We start from the raw sequence: 19986 nt of genomic DNA, 5'->3' as shown, positions 1-19986 counted from the left end.
TTCGCCCGGCGCCGTCAGGCGGTGGGCAGGCCCCGCTCTTCGATCTCCGCAACCATGTTGTTGATCAGGGCCATGACCTCGGTGGGCAACCCCTCGGGCCCTATCTGCCTGCCCTTCAGCCCGCGGATCTTCCCGGCCTGCACATTCGCGAGCAAAGTCAGCCCCTCGGCGACCTGCCTCTTGACCACGTCGCGGCTGCGAAAGAAGAGGGCGCTGACACCGAAGGCAGCCGACAGCCCCTCCAGCACCGGCGGAGACGCTTCGGTTACCTCGCCCTTCCGCAGGTCCGCGACACCAGCCGCGGAGATCACCTGGGCGCCGACGTAAGCATTCACCGCACGGGCGATCTCCGCATCCGAGGGCGGCACGCTGTCGCCGTCCGGGTTCTCCAGGAGATACCGCATCTTGTCGGCGAGGCTCGTGGGCACCTCGGGGTGAGGCTCCGGAACCTCGATCCCAAATGACCTTTCCTGTGCTGCCAGCAGCTGCTCGACGCTCACGCCGTACGCCTTGGCCAGCGGCTCGACATAGACGCCCGAGAGCCGCCGCTTGGCCCGCTCCGCGTTCGCCACCGGCCCGGCGGATTTGGTGCCCAGGAGTCCCGGGACCTCGTTCTGGAAGAACCCGGCGTCGGCCCGCAGGTCCGCCAGAGTGGGAAGACCACGCCGGGGGAACAGGTCATCAAGGGGATGCCCAAGCGCGCGGGCGAGAGCGGGAAGCCGCTCCAGATCCGGGTGACTGCTGCCCTTCTCCCACGCAGTCACGCTGCTCGCGTGGACTCCCACGACGGTGGCCACGGCCTCCTGCGTCAGCTCGGCGGAGCGACGGAGCTCGCGCACAAGCTGTCCATCGAAGATACGTGCCGGCATGCCCCTCCTCCTCCGTCTTGGGTTCACTGTATTCAGGAAACCTGATTTTAGCCACTTGCGCGGTTCGCCGAACGCAGATAACTTCGACTCGACGAACGAAACCAGCCGCCAGCAAGGTCGTGTAGCCCCGTGACAGTCTTGCCACCCGAGGGATCTGAGCTGGTCAGGGTGCGTGTCGCGACCTGTGAGGAGTTCCAGAGCGATGTCTAGGTATTCCAGCACGGTGTGCATATGTTCGTCATCGCCTGCCGGTCACTAGGCCCGGCGGAAGACTCGGAGGGGGGCTGGATGCGCAGCAGATGGACCTTACGGACTGGCTGAGCCAGAAAACAGCGACGGCGCCCGAGAGCGGGAACTCTCAGGCGCCGGACGCTTCTGGCAGCACGACCGCCCACGAATGAGCGGACAGCCACCCAACATCGCCGAACCGGACCTTCTCACGGGCACCCCGGTACGGCGGGTCACACCAGAGGAGAGTGTCGCATGGCAACCGCCCCGCGCGAAAGAGCGGAGCATAAGGCCGACCCCGCAACCCGCAGTCAGGGGGGTGTCGCCTGATGGCCCGCATCCGCACGATCAAGCCCGAGATGTTCTGGTCGGAGGACCTCGCTGCATGCGATGTCACCGCGATGGTGACCTTCCAGGGGCTGCTCACACAGGCCGATGACAGCGGGCGGTTCCTTGGGCACCCGGCGATCATCGCCGGGCTCGTGTGGCCGCTGCGTATCGAGCACACTCCGGCCCATGTGGCCAGGGACCTCGACCAGCTGGCCGCCACCGGCATCATCTGCCGCTACACCGGGTGCGACGACAAGGACTACTTGCACGTCGTGAAGTGGGAGAAGCACCAGAAGATCGACCGACCCTCCGCTTCGCGCATGCCGCGGTGCCCCGTGCACCAGGCGCAGCGCCTGTGCAGCGAGTGCGGCAGCACGGCCTGCCCCACCCCCTCCTTGCCCGCCACCTCCTCGGCGCCGGCCACGGCCAGGCTTACCCGTGGCGCCTCGCAGGATTCGACGAACACTCGTCGAGTACTAGATCAGCCGGTTTCGCCCGATTCTGCCTCTGCGGCCCATCCGGACCCCGCAGCCGTCGGCATCGGTACGGCCCCTCGATCCGCGTCGAAGGCCCTTCAGGAGCCGGTTTCCGACCTGCCCGGAGAAACCGCAGGTCAGGAGGAATTCGATGAGGCCTCGACACGAATACGCGAGGGCTCGTCGTCTGGATCTAGGATCTTGGATCCTGGATCTGTACCTACGGGGCGCCAGGCGCCAGCATCTCGCAGCGCCTCGGAGAAGGTGTCCGCCAAGGATCTGGTGGCCGAGTACGTAAAGGGCTGTGGGCAGAAGCCTCCGAGCGATACACGCGGGCTGCTGGGCCGGAAGATCAAGATGCTCCTCGACGAGGACTTCGCGCCCAGCGACATCCGAGTCGCCATGGGACTGCTGCGGGACAAGGGCCTGCATCCGAGCGTCCTGCCCAGCCTGGTGAACCAGGTTGTCAACGCCTCGCCACAGGCAAGCTCTCCGCCGTCCTCCGCCTCCGGCGCGGGGCCATGGGCCAGCACCGGATCCGCCTACTCGCCCTACTTCAACCCGGCCGCATCCGAGCCGACCACCTTCGGAGGCAGCCTGTGACCCGCACCCGCCTCGCCGACCCGCAGCCCGCCGTCTCCGACCGTCTGCGCAACCGCCTGCAGGCCCAGCTCGTCGCCCGGGGCGTCGACCCGGCTGCCACCGTGCCGGACACCCCGGAGCCGATCCCGGCCCTGGAGGCCGCCCAGCGGCGGATCCCGTACGCCTACCGCAACGCGGTCCCCCAGCACCCGGCGGTCGCTGCCTGGGTGCGGACCATCAGGGACGCTGCGGTCTCCCCGAACGCCGAGGACCGCCATGCCCAGTGGGGCTCAAGCGGCCGCCGACGGATCGCCCACGGCCCCTCACTGCTGCTCTGGGGCAACACCGGGACCGGAAAGACCCACGAGGCGTACGGGGCCATCCGGGCCCTGACCGCCGCTGGGTGCGGGGTCGACTGGCAGGCGATCACCGCCGCCGACCTTTACGCCCAGACCCGCCCGCGCCCCGGTGTGGACCTGGAGTTCATGCTCCGGCGGATCGTGCGCGCGCCCCTGCTTCTCTTGGACGACCTCGGCGCCCCCAAGTCCAGCGAGTGGAACGAGGAGATCAACTTCCGGCTGCTGAACTGGCGGGCGGAGAACCAGCTCCCGACCATCATCACCAGCAACTTGCCGCCCGTACGCACCGAGAGCATGGACCGACGTCAGCTTGTGCTGCGCGACAAGGTCGGTGACAGGATCCTCTCCCGCCTGTCCGGGATGTGCACATCTGTCGAGTTCGACGGCCCGGACCGCCGCTTCCAGCGCGCCTGACCGACCTTCCCCACCCCTCCCACTTCGGCGCGGTGCCGCAACCGCTCCCCCTGCCCTGCCTCGCCGCCGAGCTGCACCTACACCGCTTCACTGCCGGTGTGCTGCGCTGCCCGCCCGCCGGCCCATCAGGCGTACCCGGAGATCATCCCCATGCGCTACATCACCACCAACACCCCGCCCACCACCCTCCACGGGGTCGCGGATATCAGCTGGCACTCCCGAGCCGCCTGCAACGGAGTCGACCCCTCCACCGCAGACGAGCTGTTCTTCCACACGCCCAACGACGACTACGCCATCGCGGAGGCGAAGGAGATCTGCAGCTGGTGTCCGGTCCGCCGCGAATGCTTCAACTACGCCTTGGACAACGAAGTCAAGGAGGGCGTCTGGGGCGGCCTGAGCGAGGCCGAGCGCCTGACCTGGCACGACCAAGTCGAGAACCGGCTGGACTACAGCCGGGTGAAGGCGGCCCTTGAAGGCCGGGACGTCCAGCTGAGCCGGCTGGAGCGCAGAACCCTCACCCGCTACGCGAGCGCCCGGGGCTGGAGCCCGAACCGACTCGCCCACACACTCCAAATCGGCGTCGAGTGGGCCCGCGACCTGCTCCGGGTGGAGGCCCGAGCCATCGAGAACCGCGATAACCACAACCTCGCCTCGGACCCCAATCCGGCAGAGACCGCCCGGCAGGCCATCCTCGACGGGCACCAGCCCCCGCGCTCCGGCCAGGTCCACGACGGTGACGGCCCCGAACGCAACCGCAGCCTTCCCCGCAAGGACAGGCGGGGCAAGGTCGTGCTCCAGAAGCCGAAGCCGGTGGCTCGTCATGTGCAGACCCAGGCACTGATCGACAGCCTCCGGAAGGCAGTATGAGCACCGGCGCGGACCCTAGGGCCGCGAAGAGCACCAAGTCCGCCGAGCGGTTCACCCTCGGCGCCGCCGGGGCCGTGATCGCGGCCCTCACCGCCGCCGCGTTCTGGCTGTCGTACGCGCACCTGGCCGAGGTCGCCGGGCAGCACGGCCTGGCCAAGTCGCCCGAGCGTCAGTGGGCCTGGCCGGGCACCTTGGATGCCTTCATCGTCATCGGTGAGCTGCTGATGCTGCGGGCGGGACTGCGCAAGGTCACCGACTGGTGGGCCGTGGCCCTGACCGCCATCGGATCGGTGGGGTCGATCGCGCTCAACGTGGCTGGCGTCAGCGGGACCGGCGCCGGCCCAGTTCCCGTGCTGGACTACGTGGTCGCCGCCGTCCCGCCGACCGCCGCCTTGTTGGCTTTCGGTGTGCTGATGCGCCAGATTCACCAGCACGTAGCCACCCCCGCCGGCCAAGTTCCGCTCCCCACGGAGGGCCTCCCCGGAGGCGAGATGGCCGTCGAAACGACCACTGGGGACCAGGCCTCCGCGCAGTCAGGGGACGGCGACGGGAGCGCGGTCCCCACCGGCGGGGACCGTCATGCGGGGGCACGTGCGGGCGGGGACCGGACGAGCACGGTCCCCGAGCAGGGGCACAGCCCCCACACGGTCCCCGACCTGTTGGTCCCCGCTGACGCCGACACGCTAAGACCATCGGGGACCGCCCCCGACCTGGGGGCCGGGGGCCACCACAACGGGGACCGGACCGACACGGTCCCCACACCGAACCCCGGTCCCCCCACGGTCCCCGTCCCGCCCGGGGACCGTCCCGAGGGGACCCACGGTCCCCAGCACGGAGACCGTCCCGGGACCGCGATCTCTGCGGGGACCGGCAACGATCTCCGTATGGTCCCCGACCTGGTCCCCAACACCAAGGCAGCAGGCGGGGACCGACCGGGACACGCGCCCGCAATGGTGCGGAGCAACGGCATCGGTGGGGACCGTCCGCGCCACGACCGTCCTTCCTCGGTCTCGGGGACCGGGGACCGTGAAGGGACGGTCCCCGGGACCGAACCGGACGGTCCCCGTCCCCACCCCGCCCCGGACGGGGACCAGGACAATGCCGGGGACCGGGCCAGCGCTGACCCCGAGGATCCGCCGGTGAACCCGCGCCGGGGACCGGTCCCCAACCCGAAGCGGGGAACAGGGAAGAACGTGCTGAGCCGGTCCCGCACCGGACGGGAAGCGCGGTCCCGTCCCCGCCTCACCGAGGACGAGATCGTCGACCGACTACGTCCCCACGTCCGGCACGCACTTGACCGGGACGGCAACGAAGCGATCACCCGCGTGCAGCTGCGCGCCATCATGCGGGCCCAGCAGATCCCCATCCGCAACGACCGCCTCACCCCGGTCCTCGCCCGACTGCGCGACAACAACACCAAGACGAGGAGCCACCGATGAAGACCTGCCCCCGCTTCACCCGCATTCGCGCCGACTTCGAGCGGGACATCCGCTACCTCGGTAACCACGCCAGCCGCCACGCGGGCACCGTCCCGGCAAAAGTCAGCGCCCGCACCGCGCTCGGCACCAAGCAGCGCATGGCCAGAGCCCTCACACGGCACTACGAGCGCTGCGTCGAATGCGGCTGAACCACCTGTAACGGCAGACGGAGCGCCCCCTGAGACGCTCCACAGGGCGGCCCGGGCTCCTTTCCGGGCCCCCTGCCACATTTCCACCGCCCCAGACCGCACCAGCTCCACGAGGAACCGGACCCGATGACGAACCCTCCGAACAGCGCAACCACCGACCAGAATCAGCTGGACGACAACTCGCTCTCGCGGGGAGCAAGTTGGGACGGAAGCGTAGCTTCCGTCACACCCGCCCCCGACGGGGCGAGCGAGGACCCGCACCAGGGGGCGCAGGTCCATCAGGCTTCGACCGGGGGCGGATCGAAGCCAGAGCAGGAGGAGAAGCCTTCCGAGCGCCGTGACCGCGCTGACCGCGCCCGACAGCGCCCGCGACAGCCCCGCGAGAAGAAGCGTCTGCATCAGCCCAATGCCCGTTTCAACGAGGACGAGTTCGCCCTGATCAAGTCCGCTGCCACCCGCTGTCAGCTGTCCGTCGCCGGCTTTCTCGCCCGAGCCGCCCTCGCCGCCGCCCGCGATCTCGACCGCACCAGCGCCGAAATCGCCGACGAGCGCGAAGTGATCACCGCTCTGTTCGAGAGCCGGCGCAGGCTCGGCTGGGCCGGCAGCAACCTCAACCAGGTCTCCAAAGTCCTGAACTCCGGTGCTGACGCCCCGCAGCTCGACGCCGCGGTCGCCGCCGTCCACCGGGCCGCCAGGACAGTTCACGACGCTGCCTCGCGGCTGATCGCGCAGCGCACTTCGTGATTCCCAGCGTCAACGCACCCGGATCGCGGACCATCGGCCTGCTCGCCTACCTGTACGGGCCGGGCAAACACGAGGAACACACCGACCCGCACCTCGTCGCATCCTTCGACAGCATGGCCCCCGACCCCGGCCGGGACCCGAACGCCACCTTGAAGGACCTCCAGCAGCTCCTCGACCAGACCGTCGAGGCCCTGCCCGAACACGCCCGCCCCGCCAAGCACGTGTGGCACACCTCCGTACGTGCCACCGCGGACGACCGGCCCCTGTCCGACGAGGAGTGGGGCGAGATCGCCCGGCGAATTGTGGCCGCCACCGGCATCGACCCCGGCGGCGATGAGCCAGCCTGCCGCTGGGCAGCGGTACGGCACGCTGACGACCACATCCACATCATCGCCACCCTGGTGTGCGAGGACGGCAGCCGCCCCGACGACTTCCGCTCCGGCAAGCGCGCCCAGGCCGAGTGTCGCCTCATCGAGAAGGAACTCGGCCTGCACCAGGTCGCTCCCGGGGACGGCACCGGCGCCCAGCGCCCCACCAGCGCCGAACGACACAAGGCTGAGCGCCAGGGCCGCAAGCGCACTGCCCGGGAAGAACTGCGCGAGACCGTACGCCGCGCGGTGGCCGGTACGAACAGCGAAGCGGAGTTCTTTGACCGGCTGGCCGCCGCCGGCCTACTCGTCCGCAAGCGGGTAGCCCCGTCCGGTGCCCTCCTCGGGTACAAGGTCGCCCTCCCCGACGACCGCAACAAGGACGACGAGCCGGTCTTCTACCCCGGTGCGCGGCTCGCCCCGGATCTGTCCCTGCCGCGCATCCGAGAACGCTGGACCTCCGCGACCCCGTCCGACCCGGTGGCCGAAACCACCGCGGATGACGCTCCGCTGCGGGCCGCGCCCGGGCCCGCTTCCGCACGGCGGGCCGCCACCACAGCTGCCTGGCAGGCGGTCGTGGTACTCGACGACGGTGACGACGGCACCATCGCCGCGCACATCGCGGCGGCCGGTGAAGTGCTCGACGCGCTCGCCAAGACCTCCGCCGCCCACACCCGCAAGCAACTCGGCAAGGCCGCCTCCGCATTTGAGCGGGCCTCGCGCTCCCACGTCCGGGCCGTCCGCGGGCACGACCGCGCCCTGCGCCAGGCCGCCCGCGACCTCGTCCACAGCGGACCAGCCCTCGGTCGCGGGGAGGACGGGGCCAGCACCGCGATGCTGATCGACATGGTGTTCTTCCTCGTCACCGCCGCGGCGGCCTGGCACGGACGGAAGGAGCACGCGCAGCAGGCCGCCGCCGCCCTGCAGGCAGCCGAACACCTGCGCGCCGCCTACCAGGCCGCGGCCGACCGCCCCATGGCCGTACTCCGCGAGCGGGGCCGCCTCCTGCCGTCTGCCCTCCACCGGCGACATGCCACCGTCCTACACGCAGCGATGCCCGAGCTCGCCGGGCAGATCCTGGCCGAGGCCGGGTGGCCTGCGCTCGCCTCCACCCTCGCCGACGCCGAAGCGGCCGGCCACGATCCCGCTGGACTCCTCGTTCAGGCAGCTGGCCGAAGGGAGTTGGACACCGCGTCCTCCGTCAGCGACGTGCTGGTGTGGCGGCTGCGCCGTCTGGCCGGCCTGCCCGCCGACGCGTCCGCAATGCCGACCCACAGGACTGCCACCGACAGGCCGTCGCGTTCGCACACGAACGGCCCCGCCGGTACCCGCCAGGACAGCCGTAACCAGGCCCGTGGGCATTGAGAGATTCGAGAGTAGAACGACGACAGGGGCATGGCGCACGATCTATGGTGCCCGGCAGGACAAGGGCGAGGAGGGACTACATGTTCGGACGCAATCGAGAACGAAGAGAACGACTCGAAGCCCAGCAGCGGTGGGAAGCATGGAGTGCGGGATACGTTGAGCCGCCGCTGGGACCGAACCATCAGGAGCCGGCGACCATGCCGGTCGTCGAGGACTTCCTGCCCGCCGACCTGCGCCTGCCGACGCGCGAGGAGCTGGCCGGAATCCTGATGGCCCACGACAGTCCGCTCGTCCTGGACGGAGAGGTCCGTGCCTGCTGCGATTGCGGCGCGTACCGGAAGTGGGTAATTGCGAGCACCAAAGAGGGTGTGTGGTTGCGATGCCCGGCCGGGCACGAGCAGGTAGAGCCCCGGCTGGACGCCGCCTGGTTCAACCGCACCAGCGGGCCCTTCACCGGCCAGCACACCACGTACGACGAATGCCTGCGCTTCCTCGGCCGCTGACGCCCGCCACCCATAACGCCGGAGGAGAGGCCCACGGGGGTCCGGCCGTCAGACTCGATCGACCAGCCCTGGGGTTCACATGCTTATGCGCACCATCGGCGCCTGCTTGACCGTCGCCTCCTCCCTCGCTCTGTCCGGGTGCTCCGGCAGCGCCCCCCGCCCATCCGCATCGCCCCTCGGGGAAATATCGGGGCAGCGCAAGTCCGGCGTCCCCCGCTCCGTTCCTCTGTCCTCCTCCGCGCTCGCCGGGCGGCTCCTCACCGAGGCCGATCTCGGCCAGGACTACACCCGGAAGCCTGAGACACCTCCCATCACGATGACGTGACGGTGATCGCCTGCCCGGCCCTGGAGTAGATCGGCGGTGACGCAGCCGCCGGCGGGACCCTGAACTTCCCGAACAAGGCGAAGTACTGGTGAAGAGGCATTGTTGAGTAATGCGGTATTCCGACCGAGCCGCTTCATCTCGTACACGGTGAAGGTGACCCGGCAGTGCGGGGCGTGGGCCTTGATCTCCCGGGCACTGGCGAGGCCGTACTCGAACTTCGGGCGGTTCGGTACCCGGGTACTGGTCTTCGCGGCGAAGAACTTGTGGCGGGGGATGCCTGTGGTGCGTCCCGGCGACCAGGCCGGAGTGGTGATCTGAGCTGGCCGTGCAGCGCGGCGGCTGGTGGGGGCCGGCAGAGCCTAGCCGCGCGGTTTTTGGATAGTGGCCAGAAACCGCGTCATCACTGTCTGTAGATGATATGACGCGTATCGCGCTCGCCGTGGGATCATATATCCGTTTTGCGCGGATACTTCTTCGATAGGGTTGTCGATGACTGTCACGGTGTTTTCCCGGCAGGAGCGCCTTGAGCATCTGCGGGAGCAGCTGCGAGGCACGGCCAAGTCCGGCAGGGCGAAGTCCTCGAAGGGGGCGCGGCTGCTGTACGGGGTGGCGTTGCACGGGGCAGCACGCCAGGCGCAGGGTCTGGAGCTGACGGACCTGGAGGCAGAGCTGGTCCAGGCTCTGGGGACTGTCCTTGAGGTGGACGAGGTGGGTGACTTCGGCCGTGTCTACGCCGAGGAGAAGGGCGGGCTCGCTGCGGTGTTCCCGCCGTGTCTGGCGGGGCGTGAGATCAGCGAGGGGTACTCGAAGGCGGACCTGGAGAGCGACCTGCCCGCTCTGGCGGGAGAGATAGCGGCCCAGGCGAACGTACGCGTCATTGATCTCGACGCCGCCGAGGGCGCACAGTACCCCGGGGTGCGGACCGAGGAGGACTACACACGCGGAGCGGCGGCTCACGGGTGCGGCGCGACGGTGGTGACCGCTTCGGCGCAGGAACAGGTTCCGAACGGTGCGGCGACGGTCCACGCCACCCTGAACCTGACGAAGTTCCACTGCAATCGCGAGTCCAATGAGTGGAGCGGCTCGGACGAGTTCTTCTGGGCGGCCTGCACCGCGGCGGACAAGGGCGCGAAACGCGCCATGGCGACGCGCACCTTCGGGGACGTCGACAAGCACGAGACACACAACTTCGACGCGGACACCACGGTCTTCGAAGGGCCGGTCAAAGGCGCGCTGGTCGTGCACCTGGAGTGCTGGGAGAAGGACCAGGGCAGCCAGGCCACCATTCAGCGCATGCTCAACGAGATGACCACCTCCCTGCGCACCACCGCAGAGAAGCTGGCTCTGCTACCTCTGGGTGAATGGCAGTCCTCCGAGGCGTATTCCGCGATGGCCGGCATGCTCGCCGACCTCGCCCACGCGCTCATCCAGGCATCTGCGGACGACTGGGTCGCCGGGCATGTCTTCACCTACGACCGCGCCGCGCTGAACCGTCTGTCCGGCCCCGAGTTCAAAGTGGGGCTCTTCGAAGACCCCTCGAAGCAGGAGGGCTCCTGCGACCTGTATGCACGTATCAGCGTCACCGAAATGGAGAACCGCGGGCTCACCCTGAGCCCCGGCGAGCACGGTCGGCTGTCCGTCAGGCCGTATCTCGGCGACCCCTATCAGCAGTTCTACGCCATTGACCAGGCCGACGGCTCGGTCGGATTCCGCGGCATGCGCTACGGAGGGGCATTGCAGCTGACGCCTGACGGACAGGTGACGCTACGCCCCTACGACGGAAACCCGTCCCAGAGCCTGCGCCTGGTCCCGCAGGCGGATGGCTCCACAGGAGTCCGCAGCATGTACAAAGATGTCGCCCTGACCCTGGACCCGGGGTCCGGAGACCTGTCCGCAAGGCCATACGACGGCCGCCCGGCCCAAAGCTTCACCATCGTTCCCCAGGTCGGTGGACCCGTCGTGATCAGTGCCAAGTACCTGGAGTAAGCGGCCCCCCAGGAATGCAACGTGAAACTCAGTCCTCGACGCCGTCCTCGGCGTCGAGGACAGCTGCGACCGGTCGCACAGCGGGCGCACACCGCCGTCGGCCGGGACCGCAGCACGGATGCCGTAGCGGCCCAGCACGCTGAGGTTCGCGTGCTTGAGCGGAGAGAGGCGGGCGACGTCCTCGTCCAGGACGTCGCCTCTGATGGTCATCCACACCACACCGGGCACCCTCGATCTGCCGCCCTAGGCGCAGGTACCCGCCGGTGCCGTGGCGGGCTCGGCATCGGCGTGGTCGCGGCGATCATGGATGTCGCCGACGGCGAGCTGCTGACTCCCACGATGGTGCTGCCGTTCGGGGAGAACATCAAAACGGGTGGCGTTCGCCCGCTACGGCCGCGACGGCAGCTTTGCCGTCCTCGGTGCGAACCGCCGCTTCGCTCTGGTCCTGGCCACTGTCACTCGGCATGAGGGATCAGCCCGCTGGGCAGCAGTGTCCTCAGGAGCGTGCAGGGCGTGTTGCTTCCTGGGCCCCGGTCAGCGTGCCTCGTACCAGCGCCGAACTAGTCAGGCCAGGATGGTGGCCCGCAGGCTCCAATGCCTCCGGAGAGGGAAGGAGGCCGTATTGATCACCACGGACGTCCAGCACTGCGGTCGGTCGGTTTTGGTCAGTGCCAACGGGCAACTCGACGGGAACTCGGGGCGCGCGCTAGAGCAGGTGATGGATGACCTCAGCGCCGACGTGCGGGTCCTGATGGTCGACCTGCACGGCGTGGAGCACATGGACGGCGAAGGGCTGCTCCAGCTCTTGGAGCTGCATCGGCGGGCGGAGTGCCTGGGGCTGCGGGTCCTGGTCGTCGGCTGGCAGCCCCAGCCCCAGCGGTTCATGGCCGAGGTCGCCGGCATCCCCGGGCCCGGCTCGGCCACCGGGGAGCGGTTCGCGCTGGTGGGCTTTCGCCGGCTGATCGAGCAACGTGCTCAGGCTGCCCGTGACCTCGCGGACTTCAATGCCAGCTGGCTGCCTCGCGTCTAGCGCGAACGTAAGCCGGCGCTCGTCCCGCAGGGCATGCCTTCCCCGGCCCGCGCTCCGGCGGAATGCGGCATATTCCCGCAGGCTGCGGCGCAGGATGCGGGTGGGTGCGCAGCGCGGCTTTCCATGCCGCGCCAGTCGAGGCGGTGGGCGAATTCAAGAAGGGCGCGCAGGCCGGTGACGTCGATGAACCTCACGTGCCGCATGTCGCAGGCCACCAGGGCGACGCGATCGTCGAGGGCGGCCTGCGTCTGGTCGAGGGCGGATCAGGTGCTGGGGTCGAGCTCACCGGCCGGGGTGAGGTGAGCGGTCGGCCCGTAGCGCCGCACCACCAAGCGGAAGTCCATACCGTCTCACCCCGCCATGATCGGCTGGCTTGAGGCACGCTCGCCCGGATCTGGGCGAGCACTGACCCACATCGATCATCTCGCTGCGCCGACACCGTCCGCGAGCCGGGTGCCGGGCGTACGCGGCGCCGGGATGTGACAGTGAGCCGGCCCGGCCAGCCCCTGTGTGCGTGGGGTGCCGCCTGATTCAGGAGTCTTCCTCGCGCAGGTCACGCTCGTCGCGGACCGGGTCCTCCTCGCGGCGCCGCTTGCGCTCCGAGGCCTCGCCGCTCCTGTATCGGGACGGCTGGGCGGTTTCGGGGTGGACCGGGTCCTGCCCGGGGCGGCGCAAACGCTGCTGCTCCTCGCGGCCCTTGCCGGGTTCCTGGCGCTTGTCCTCTATACCGCCCATGACAGGTGACTCTTCAGTGTGTGGGGTTCCTTCGTCCACGCTCACACGGTCTGTCACCGATTGCATCATTTCCGTAGCGGACCGCGGCGGGCGAGTTAACACGCGCAGAGGAACGGTACGCCTCGAAAGGCGCCGTTCGGGAGGGACCACGAGGATGGGTGCCACACCGTCTGTACCGCCGTGAGGAGTTCCTGCCATGCTGGAGCGCAAGCCGCGCAAGGACCGCACCGAGGTCACCTTCGTCCTGCCCGCCGACGCACCGCCCGGGCCGGTCAGCGTGGTGGGTGACTTCAACGAGTGGCAACCCGGCGCCCATCCCCTCATGCCCCGCCGGGACGACACCCGCGCGGTGACCCTCGCCCTGCCCGGAGGCGTCGAGCACTCCTTCCGGTACCTGGCCGCGGGTGACTACTGGTTCAACGAGGAGAGCGCGGACGGCCACGACGGCGTCAACAGCCGCCTGCGCACCTGAACGGCCGAACCCGGCGTGACCGGCAGCCGGGTACGGGCGTTGGGGGTACCGACACGCGCCCCCGGCCCCACCATCTGGAGCCGGAACCGTGTGACGGCCCCTGCTACCGCGCCCGGCGGCGGGGGCCGCCGTCCGCTCCAGGCCCGGCGAGTCCGCAGCGGATTCGGTGCCAAAGCGGTCACGAGCCGCCACATCGGCCGCCCGGGCATCGTTGGCCCGGCATGGAGCAGGAAACCGTTTCGCCTCCGTAGCCAGCCGCGACCTTCAGACCTTTGTTGGGGGGCCAGGAACATCACCGACACGCCCATCTATGACGCCGTCGAGCGCGAGTGGCTGGCCCGAGGCCGCGCAGTGCCCCGCGCCCCGGAGTCCTGGAGCATGCGGGGCGCAGCGAGCACCGACGACCTGTTGCTCCGGGCGTAGGGCGCACCCCTCCGGTCACCGTGGTACGTACAGCCGCTCGCGCAGGTACAGCAGGACGTCGGTGTCCGCGACGGCGGCCAGGTCGGCCATCAGCGCGCGGATGCGGACGCCGTCACCGACACGGACCGCATGCAGGATCTACTCGGTGCCGGCCTTGCCTGCGGTGCGGCGGCACCGGGATCACTCGACGTCTCCATGCTCCTGCTGAGCGCGCGACGACTCCATCACCTCGTCACTCGCCGGGTCGAGCACCTGCCGGGTGAGCCGCTCCATCAGCTCCGGGTCGGTGCCGCTGCCACAACGCGCGGTCGGGGCCACGGTCGGGCGGGACGGGATCTCCAATTCCTCGCGGAGCACGGGGAGAGGACGAAGCGCACCAGAGGCTCGGTCTGGCGTACACAGGCGAGTCCAGGCGCAGGTCCAACCGCCCCGGCTCCTCCTTATGGCCGGTACGGTCGAGTGCCCCCGGCGAGGGCCGTCCTCGTGGACTCACCGAGCTCCGTCACCGTCCAAGGTTGGTTTCTCCTCGCTCGACTGACTGCGGTGTCGAAAGCGGGGCAGGCGCAAATGAAGGACGGCAGGCAACACCCTCGCTGGCGCCGCCGGCCGTCTCCGTCCCAGCCCGTGCGCAAGGAGACCCGTCATGCACAACGCCCCACCAGAGCCTGAACTTCCGGCACGCGTGCCGGAGAAGCGCGACGCCCATACCCCTGACCTGCCGCCACTTGGCCCGGACGCACCCGACGTCCCGGGCTCCGCAGGCGAACAGCCGCGGCGCGAGGGCTCAGCGATGGGCGGAAGTAAGGAGGGCGAGCAGCCCGCATCCGGCCCGGGAAACGCCAAACCCCAGGAGCCGACCGACTGATCAGCGCCCCATATGCATCCGCCGAGCCGTCCCGCCACCGGCTTCTGACTGTCCTGCGAGTCCTGGACCGATGCGGAGGGGTGCGCCCCGCAAAGTACTGCGCGCTGGCAACGTCACCACCGCGCTGACCCGACGGCGAGAACGTCGTCGCCACCGCGAAGAGCGTCTTCTCAGCCCGCCTGCACCGCCGTCTGCCCAGCATCGCCACGGCCCTCAGCCGGAACATCACAGCCTGGCGACCCCAGCGGTCTGGCCATGGGATCAAGGCCCCTGTGAATGATCCAGCTCCCGCCATAGAAGCGGCCAGCACTGCTGCCCGCCTGCACCGATAAGAAACACCTAAATTCCATGCGCATGTTCGGAACGCGGTCGGGCAGATGGTGCGTCGGAGGTTGATAACTATGGTTCCCCTGCTTCTCGTTCTTCTGCTGGTTCTGATCCTTTTCGGCGCGGGTTTCGCGGTGAAAATTCTGTGGTGGGTCGCTACCGCGGTCCTGGTTCTGTGGCTCATCGGATTCGTCGCCCGTCCGAAGGGCGGGAGCGGCCGCTGGTACCGCTGGTAGACAGCCGGACCTGACGCAGCTCAGGCACGGTCCGACGGTGGCCTGCCACCCCCGGTCGCGGGGGTGGCAGGCCACCGTCATGTCGCGTTTTTCGGGTGAAATCGGCTACCGGGGGTACCCGCAGGGTGCCGGGGTGGCTGCCGTGACGCAGCAGGGGACCTGCTCACCTCCAAGATCGGCGGCCATCCCGGCCCGAATCCGATCTCGGCTGTGTAGCGGCATAAATGTGGGGCACGCGGAGGTCAGAACGGAACGCAAGTTCCACCATGTACGCAATACGGAAAACGGAAGACCAGCGGGGAACCTGAATTCCCGCTGCGTTCCTGCTTTACCGAAGGAGTTGTTTTCGCATGACTGTAAATGTGTGGGGTTACCGTGAGACGTCCGGCCATCTGGCCGGTGCGGATCTGACCGGGTACAAGGTCGAGGCGACAGACGGCTCCATCGGCAAGGTCGACAAGCACTCCGACGACGTCGGCTCCGCGTACATCGTGGTCGACACCGGGCCCTGGATCTTCGGCAAGGAAGTACTCCTGCCCGCCGGCACCGTCAGCCGCGTCGACCCCGACGACAAGAAGATCTTCGTGGACCGGACCAAGGAGCAAATCAAGAACGCTCCCGAGTTCGACAAGGACAAGCACCTCGGCAACGCCGAATACCACAACCAGGTCGGCGGCTACTACGGCGGCCAGCACCGCGCCTGAACACACGCGGACAACAGCACCCCGGGGTGGGCCGGCAGCCATGTGGCTGCCGGCCCACCCCGTTGCTGTGCCTTTGAGCTGGTCTTCGCCATTCATCTGAAGGATCAGCCCGTCCTGCCGACAGCGGGCTCCTCACCTTGCACACAGCCACTGGCGACACCTCCGGCGTCAGCTAGGCAGTTGCTGGCCTGAGGGATGGGCATAGCGGGGCGCCCCCTGGGGAGCACACACCAGGGCCGGCACCGCGCCCCCCGGCGTGCCCCCCAGGGACAGGCGGGCGCCTGCCCGCTGCGGTACCCGCGTGTGTCTGTTTCAGCCCCTGCTGTTGGAGGTCAGTATCGAGCGCGGGGCACAGGATGCTGCGGCGGCCTTGAGGACACGGTCGATGAGGAGTAAAGCGTCCGCTGCCACGTGCCCCGTCCCTCCCGTCGTGCTTGGGGCCCAGCCCAGGTGCGCCCAGAAGATGCAGGGATGATCTTGAAGCGCCCCGTCCTCGGCACCCGGATATGGGCGGTCGTTGGACTCCACCACGCGCCGATGCGATCGGACACGCCTGTACGCGGCGAGGGGGATGAGGAATACGCGGGGCCGGGGCGGGTCCGGTCTGCTGCTTCAGGGTGTTGGAGTGCGGATGGCGATGAGGGTGATGTCGTCGCGGGTGTCGCCGAGTTCGGTGGCCAGTTGTGCGCACAGGCGGGGAAGCGGCAGGTGCTGGTGGGTGTCGAGGTGCTGGCGTAGGCGGGTCATGCCAGTGTCCATGCTCTGGGTCCGGGATTCGATCAGCCCGTCGGTGTAGAGGACGAGGGTGGCTCCGGCGGGCAGGGGGATGCGGGCAGTGGGCCGGTCGATGGTGGGCCGTACTCCCAGAAGCAGGGCGTGGGGTCCTTCGAGGTAGGTGCTGGTGTGTCCGGTGGCCAGCAGGAGGGGTGGGGGGTGGCCAGCCACTGACCAGGACAGTTCCCAGCTGCCGTCGGGCTGGGGGTGCAGGCGGGCGAGGATGACGGTCGGAATCGGTAAGGGTGAGGCGGGCCTGTGCGGTGTCCAGGCGCTTGAGGATCTGGCCAGGGGTCTCCTCGGGGCGGTCTACCGCGAGGGCGCGGAGCATGTTGCGCAGTTCGCTCATGCGGGAGGCGGCCTGGATGTCGTGGCCGGTGACGTCCCCGATGACGAGTGCAAGGTCTCCGCCGGGGAGGGTGAAGGCGTCGTACCAGTCGCCTCCGATCTCGGCGGCCCGCTGGGCCGGCTGGTAGTGGGCGGCCAGCTCCACACCGTGCACGCTCGGCAGGGCGGTGAGCAGGGCGCGCTGGAGGGTGGCGGCGATGTCGGCCTGGGCGGCATGGAGGTGGGTGTTCTCCAGCCCGAGCGCGGTACGACGGGCAACTTCTTCGGCCAGGACCCGGTCGCCCTCGTTGAACGGGGGGCTGCCCGCTGTCCGGATCAGAGTGAGGGCGCCCAGCGTGCTGGCACATAGCCGCAGGGGCACGACCAAAACGTCCTCGGCCTCCACCAGACTCAGCAGATCCGGTCCCGTTCCGGCGGCGGGCGTGGGCAGATGGCGCATTGCGGCGCCTCGCCGGATCTGCCCCAGCGCCTCGCGGTGCGCGGTGTTGTCCGGGACGTGGGTGTACTCGGGGGAAACCGGCAGTATGCCGGGCAGATGGTGCGCCCAGGCGGCCCGGCGCATGGCGTGGCCCTCGGCGAGATCGATGACGGCGGTGTCCGCGAGACGCGGGACCAGTTGGCGCACCAGGCGCCCCAAGGCCTGCTGGGCGTCGAGGGTGCTGACCATGGCCAGGGTGATCTCGCCGAGCCAGGTGATTTCCGCGAGGTCGTACTCGGCCTGCTCGCGCATAGTCTCGCTGTGCGCGTAGCGGTCCGCCCGCCGGTTCGCACGCTCACGCTGCGCGGACGCGTCGTGGAAGACGACCACCGCGCCGATACCGTGCCCGGACTCGGGCGGCAGAGGGGCCGCTGACCACCACACCGGCAGCGCGGTGCCGTCGGCGCGGAGCAGTACGGCGCGATCGCCGCTGATCCGTTTACCCTGGGCGACGTCGGTGAGGATCGGCCGCTGCTCACGCAGTCCGGCCGTGTTCGCGACCTGGGGGTTGAGGGCGTGGTGGGCGTTGACCCCGATTAAGGTTCCCGGTTGGTAGCCAAGCAGCTGCTCCGCCCATCGGTTGCAGGCGATCACAGCGCCCTGGGCGTCCACGGCGTAGACGCCGGCGCCCGCGGCGTCGAAAAGCGTGGACATCAGCGCGTCACCAGCCAGCGGGACAGCGGGGATGTCCTTGTCAAGGAAGCTCTCCACCCGCCGTATTCTGCCCAATCCGGGACCATGGCTGCCAGGAGGGACCGGCAACCCTTCACGCGGGCGCCTGCTCCGCCGCGGACGCGACATCGGGATACCGCTCGACCACCGCGTCCAACCCAGTCAGCTCCAGCAGTCGGCATACCTGCACGTGCGCTCCCGCCAGCCGCACCCGGCCCTGCCGGGCTTCCACCGACCGCGTCGTGTAGACCAGAACTCCCAGCCCGGCGGAGTCCATGAAGCTCACGTCCGCCAGGTCCCACACCAGGTTCACCCGTCCCTCGGCGACGAGCTCGTCAACTGCCTCGCGGACCTGCGGCACCACATCCAGGTCGATCTCCCCGGACAAGGTCAGCACCGCCCATACCCCGGCATCGGAGGAACGCTCCACACCTGACACCGGAACCAGCATGGTGGCCCCTCCTTACCTGAATATCCCGATCATCCCACCCATCCAGCACGGCGAGTACCAGTGCCATGCAGGACCTGCACCTGCTCGGCTTCCGGACGGGGCTGGGTTGGCGGGGCAGGGCCTGCCCATGCGGACGCACAGGGCGAACAGGGAGCCTTCGAACGCACGGCGTACCTTCGGGTCCGCAGGAGCTGCCGTCAGGCGCAGGCGGGCCTCGAAGAACCGGCCGAGCGCCTTCTCGGCGTCCTCCTGCACTGGCAGCAGGTACGGACCCAAAGACGGGGCGTGATCCGAGGTGCGCACTGTGCGGACGGCTTGGCGCAGTGCCCGCTCAGCACGGGCCAGGACGGGTATGCCGCGGGAGGCGGCGGCCAGGACAGTCTCGGGCAGGCCGGTCCGTAAGGTCGCTGTGGAGAGCATGCGCTCGGCCTCGCGGGCCGTAGCCGGGGGCGTCGCCATCAGCCTACCCACCGCCGACAGCACTACCCGATCGGACGGCACCTGTGCGGTGCCGGTCGCGGCGGTGCGGTGGCTGGCTTGGTCGCCCCCGGCAAGGGAGACGGACGCAGTCATGAGGATCACCTGCTTTCAGCACACGTCTTCACACGAAGAGGGAGCGGGTGGCCGTGAGGTTCAAGAGCCGCTCCACCTGGCGGCCGGCCCCGTGACGCGCAGGCCGCGGCCAGCCCGCAGGGACGCGTGGCGGGCGGCCTGTTGAGGCCGGCGCAGTCACAGAAGGTCACACGCTCCAGATCCACGAGGAGCATGGCGCGATGGGAGACAAGCGCGGTCAGGAGAACCTCACTCAGGGACGCGGGGTTGTCGAAGTCGATCTCGCCACTCACCACCACCCGGACCGTCCCGGGCCGGGAGCCGAGGACCACCCCGGCCTCTAGGTTCGCTGCCTCCGGGGGGCGTAGGCGACGGCCGACACAATGACGGTCATGGCGGCCTCCCCACGTTCTGGGGCTATCGCTGCTGCCTAGCAGCATCGTCGACACCCACATGACCTACGTCAACAAAAACGCGAAAAACAGGATGTATATACAAAGTGGAGGCAAACAGAAGACATGGGGTGAGCCCAAAGTCACGGCGGAGCGTCCCTCAGGTGTCGGTGGGCGTCGGCGTGTGGTCTGGGTGATGGCTGGTTCGGCGGGCCGTCTTGAGTGCGGCCTCCAAGAGGTGGTCGCGTCCATCGGCCAGCTCGTCGACGATGTCACGCTCCATCGCGGCGAAAGGCCGGTAGTAGGTGTCGTTGTAGGCCTCGATGATCTGGAAGGTCCAGTGGCCCGGGATGACGTTGCGGCCCACGATCTCGTACTCCACCCGCGCCGCCTGCTCCTCGTGCCCGGCTTCGCGCAGCAGCCGGACCGCGTCACCGAGCTCGAAGTCCGCCGTCCCGGTCAGCTGGTGGAAGCCGTAGAGGTG

General features: G+C 69.2%; 20 protein-coding genes and 2 pseudogenes. 14 read left to right on the top strand and 8 right to left on the bottom strand.

The window, feature by feature from the left end:
* Positions 1 to 14: 14 nt before the first annotated feature.
* A complete protein-coding gene (locus IE248_RS34075; RefSeq protein WP_190032712.1) occupies positions 15 to 869 on the bottom strand; it encodes a helix-turn-helix domain-containing protein in 855 nt (284 codons plus the stop codon).
* A 557-nt stretch (positions 870 to 1426) separates the two neighbouring features.
* Between IE248_RS34075 and IE248_RS34070 the strand changes: the two genes are divergently transcribed.
* From IE248_RS34070 to IE248_RS34025, 10 genes and pseudogenes are all read left to right on the top strand, one after another.
* Positions 1427 to 2506 carry a hypothetical protein gene (locus IE248_RS34070; protein WP_190032711.1) on the top strand — a complete coding sequence of 360 codons (1080 nt, stop codon included), beginning with the start codon at positions 1427 to 1429 and terminating at the stop codon, positions 2504 to 2506.
* Entirely contained in the window at positions 2503 to 3258 is a 756-nt protein-coding gene (locus IE248_RS34065; protein WP_229895727.1) for an ATP-binding protein, read from the top strand. Before IE248_RS34070 ends, IE248_RS34065 begins: the two co-directional genes overlap by 4 nt.
* Positions 3259 to 3408: 150 nt before the next feature.
* The gene (locus tag IE248_RS34060) at positions 3409 to 4125 is read left to right on the top strand and encodes a WhiB family transcriptional regulator (protein WP_190032709.1); all 717 of its coding nucleotides are present in this window, start codon (positions 3409 to 3411) and stop codon (positions 4123 to 4125) included.
* Positions 4122 to 4574 (top strand): annotated as a pseudogene (locus IE248_RS34055) (DUF2637 domain-containing protein); the annotation flags it as partial. The gene IE248_RS34060 and the pseudogene IE248_RS34055, both read left to right, overlap by 4 nt.
* A 986-nt stretch (positions 4575 to 5560) precedes the next feature.
* Positions 5561 to 5752 (top strand): hypothetical protein, encoded by a 192-nt coding sequence (locus tag IE248_RS34050; protein ID WP_190032708.1) that lies wholly within the window; start codon positions 5561 to 5563, stop codon positions 5750 to 5752.
* 126 nt (positions 5753 to 5878) lie between these two features.
* Complete coding sequence (locus tag IE248_RS37925; RefSeq protein ID WP_229895726.1) at positions 5879 to 6496, top strand: plasmid mobilization protein; 618 nt, start codon at positions 5879 to 5881, stop codon at positions 6494 to 6496.
* Entirely contained in the window at positions 6493 to 8229 is a 1737-nt protein-coding gene (locus IE248_RS34040) for a relaxase/mobilization nuclease domain-containing protein (protein WP_190032707.1), read from the top strand. The genes IE248_RS37925 and IE248_RS34040 overlap by 4 nt, the downstream gene beginning before the upstream one ends.
* Before the next feature lie 197 nt (positions 8230 to 8426).
* Positions 8427 to 8732, top strand: coding sequence for a hypothetical protein (locus IE248_RS34035; RefSeq protein WP_229895725.1), 306 nt, complete (start codon positions 8427 to 8429; stop codon positions 8730 to 8732).
* A gap of 814 nt (positions 8733 to 9546) precedes the next feature.
* The gene (locus IE248_RS34030) at positions 9547 to 11043 is read left to right on the top strand and encodes an RICIN domain-containing protein (RefSeq protein WP_190032705.1); all 1497 of its coding nucleotides are present in this window, start codon (positions 9547 to 9549) and stop codon (positions 11041 to 11043) included.
* Positions 11044 to 11665: 622 nt separating this feature from the next.
* A complete protein-coding gene (locus tag IE248_RS34025) occupies positions 11666 to 12073 on the top strand; it encodes an STAS domain-containing protein (RefSeq protein WP_190032704.1) in 408 nt (135 codons plus the stop codon).
* Here the strand turns inward: IE248_RS34025 and IE248_RS38655 are convergent.
* On the bottom strand, positions 12070 to 12276 hold the full coding sequence (locus tag IE248_RS38655; protein ID WP_350874826.1) for an STAS domain-containing protein: 207 nt from the start codon (positions 12274 to 12276) through the stop codon (positions 12070 to 12072). The genes IE248_RS34025 and IE248_RS38655 overlap by 4 nt on opposite strands.
* On the opposite strand from IE248_RS38655, the gene IE248_RS34020 reads away from it, so the two are divergent.
* Positions 12178 to 12450, top strand: coding sequence for a hypothetical protein (locus IE248_RS34020; protein WP_190032703.1), 273 nt, complete (start codon positions 12178 to 12180; stop codon positions 12448 to 12450). The two genes, IE248_RS38655 and IE248_RS34020, sit on opposite strands and share 99 nt — an antisense overlap.
* 154 nt (positions 12451 to 12604) lie before the next feature.
* On the opposite strand, the gene IE248_RS34015 is transcribed toward IE248_RS34020, so the two are convergent.
* Positions 12605 to 12808 (bottom strand): hypothetical protein, encoded by a 204-nt coding sequence (locus tag IE248_RS34015; RefSeq protein ID WP_190032702.1) that lies wholly within the window; start codon positions 12806 to 12808, stop codon positions 12605 to 12607.
* 196 nt (positions 12809 to 13004) lie between these two features.
* Here IE248_RS34015 and IE248_RS34010 point away from each other — a divergent pair, with 196 nt between their 5' ends.
* Positions 13005 to 13280 (top strand): isoamylase early set domain-containing protein, encoded by a 276-nt coding sequence (locus tag IE248_RS34010; RefSeq protein ID WP_190032701.1) that lies wholly within the window; start codon positions 13005 to 13007, stop codon positions 13278 to 13280.
* Positions 13281 to 13883: 603 nt separating this feature from the next.
* On the opposite strand, the gene IE248_RS34005 is transcribed toward IE248_RS34010, so the two are convergent.
* On the bottom strand, positions 13884 to 14060 hold the full coding sequence (locus IE248_RS34005) for a hypothetical protein (RefSeq protein ID WP_190032700.1): 177 nt from the start codon (positions 14058 to 14060) through the stop codon (positions 13884 to 13886).
* Between the two features lie 885 nt (positions 14061 to 14945).
* Here IE248_RS34005 and IE248_RS37920 point away from each other — a divergent pair.
* Together IE248_RS37920 and IE248_RS34000 are read left to right on the top strand one after the other, a co-directional pair.
* Positions 14946 to 15131 carry a hydrophobic protein gene (locus tag IE248_RS37920; RefSeq protein ID WP_229895724.1) on the top strand — a complete coding sequence of 62 codons (186 nt, stop codon included), beginning with the start codon at positions 14946 to 14948 and terminating at the stop codon, positions 15129 to 15131.
* A 350-nt stretch (positions 15132 to 15481) separates the two neighbouring features.
* A complete protein-coding gene (locus tag IE248_RS34000) occupies positions 15482 to 15835 on the top strand; it encodes a PRC-barrel domain-containing protein (protein ID WP_190032699.1) in 354 nt (117 codons plus the stop codon).
* A gap of 612 nt (positions 15836 to 16447) precedes the next feature.
* Here the strand turns inward: IE248_RS34000 and IE248_RS38335 are convergent.
* The 4 genes and pseudogenes from IE248_RS38335 to IE248_RS33980 form a co-directional block, all read right to left on the bottom strand.
* The gene (locus IE248_RS38335; RefSeq protein WP_268254116.1) at positions 16448 to 16780 is read right to left on the bottom strand and encodes a PP2C family protein-serine/threonine phosphatase; all 333 of its coding nucleotides are present in this window, start codon (positions 16778 to 16780) and stop codon (positions 16448 to 16450) included.
* Between the two features lie 142 nt (positions 16781 to 16922).
* Positions 16923 to 18089: pseudogene (locus IE248_RS38650) on the bottom strand (PP2C family protein-serine/threonine phosphatase); the annotation flags it as partial.
* Between the two features lie 112 nt (positions 18090 to 18201).
* Positions 18202 to 18558, bottom strand: a complete 357-nt coding sequence (locus tag IE248_RS33990; protein ID WP_190032697.1) for an STAS domain-containing protein — start codon at positions 18556 to 18558, stop codon at positions 18202 to 18204.
* Between the two features lie 1104 nt (positions 18559 to 19662).
* Positions 19663 to 19986: hypothetical protein (locus IE248_RS33980; protein ID WP_190032695.1), on the bottom strand; the 324-nt coding region annotated here is incomplete at its 5' end.

Source organism: Streptomyces goshikiensis, from assembly GCF_014650555.1.
GTDB lineage: Bacteria > Actinomycetota > Actinomycetes > Streptomycetales > Streptomycetaceae > Streptomyces > Streptomyces goshikiensis.
This window is presented reverse-complemented; position numbering and strand designations above follow the sequence as displayed.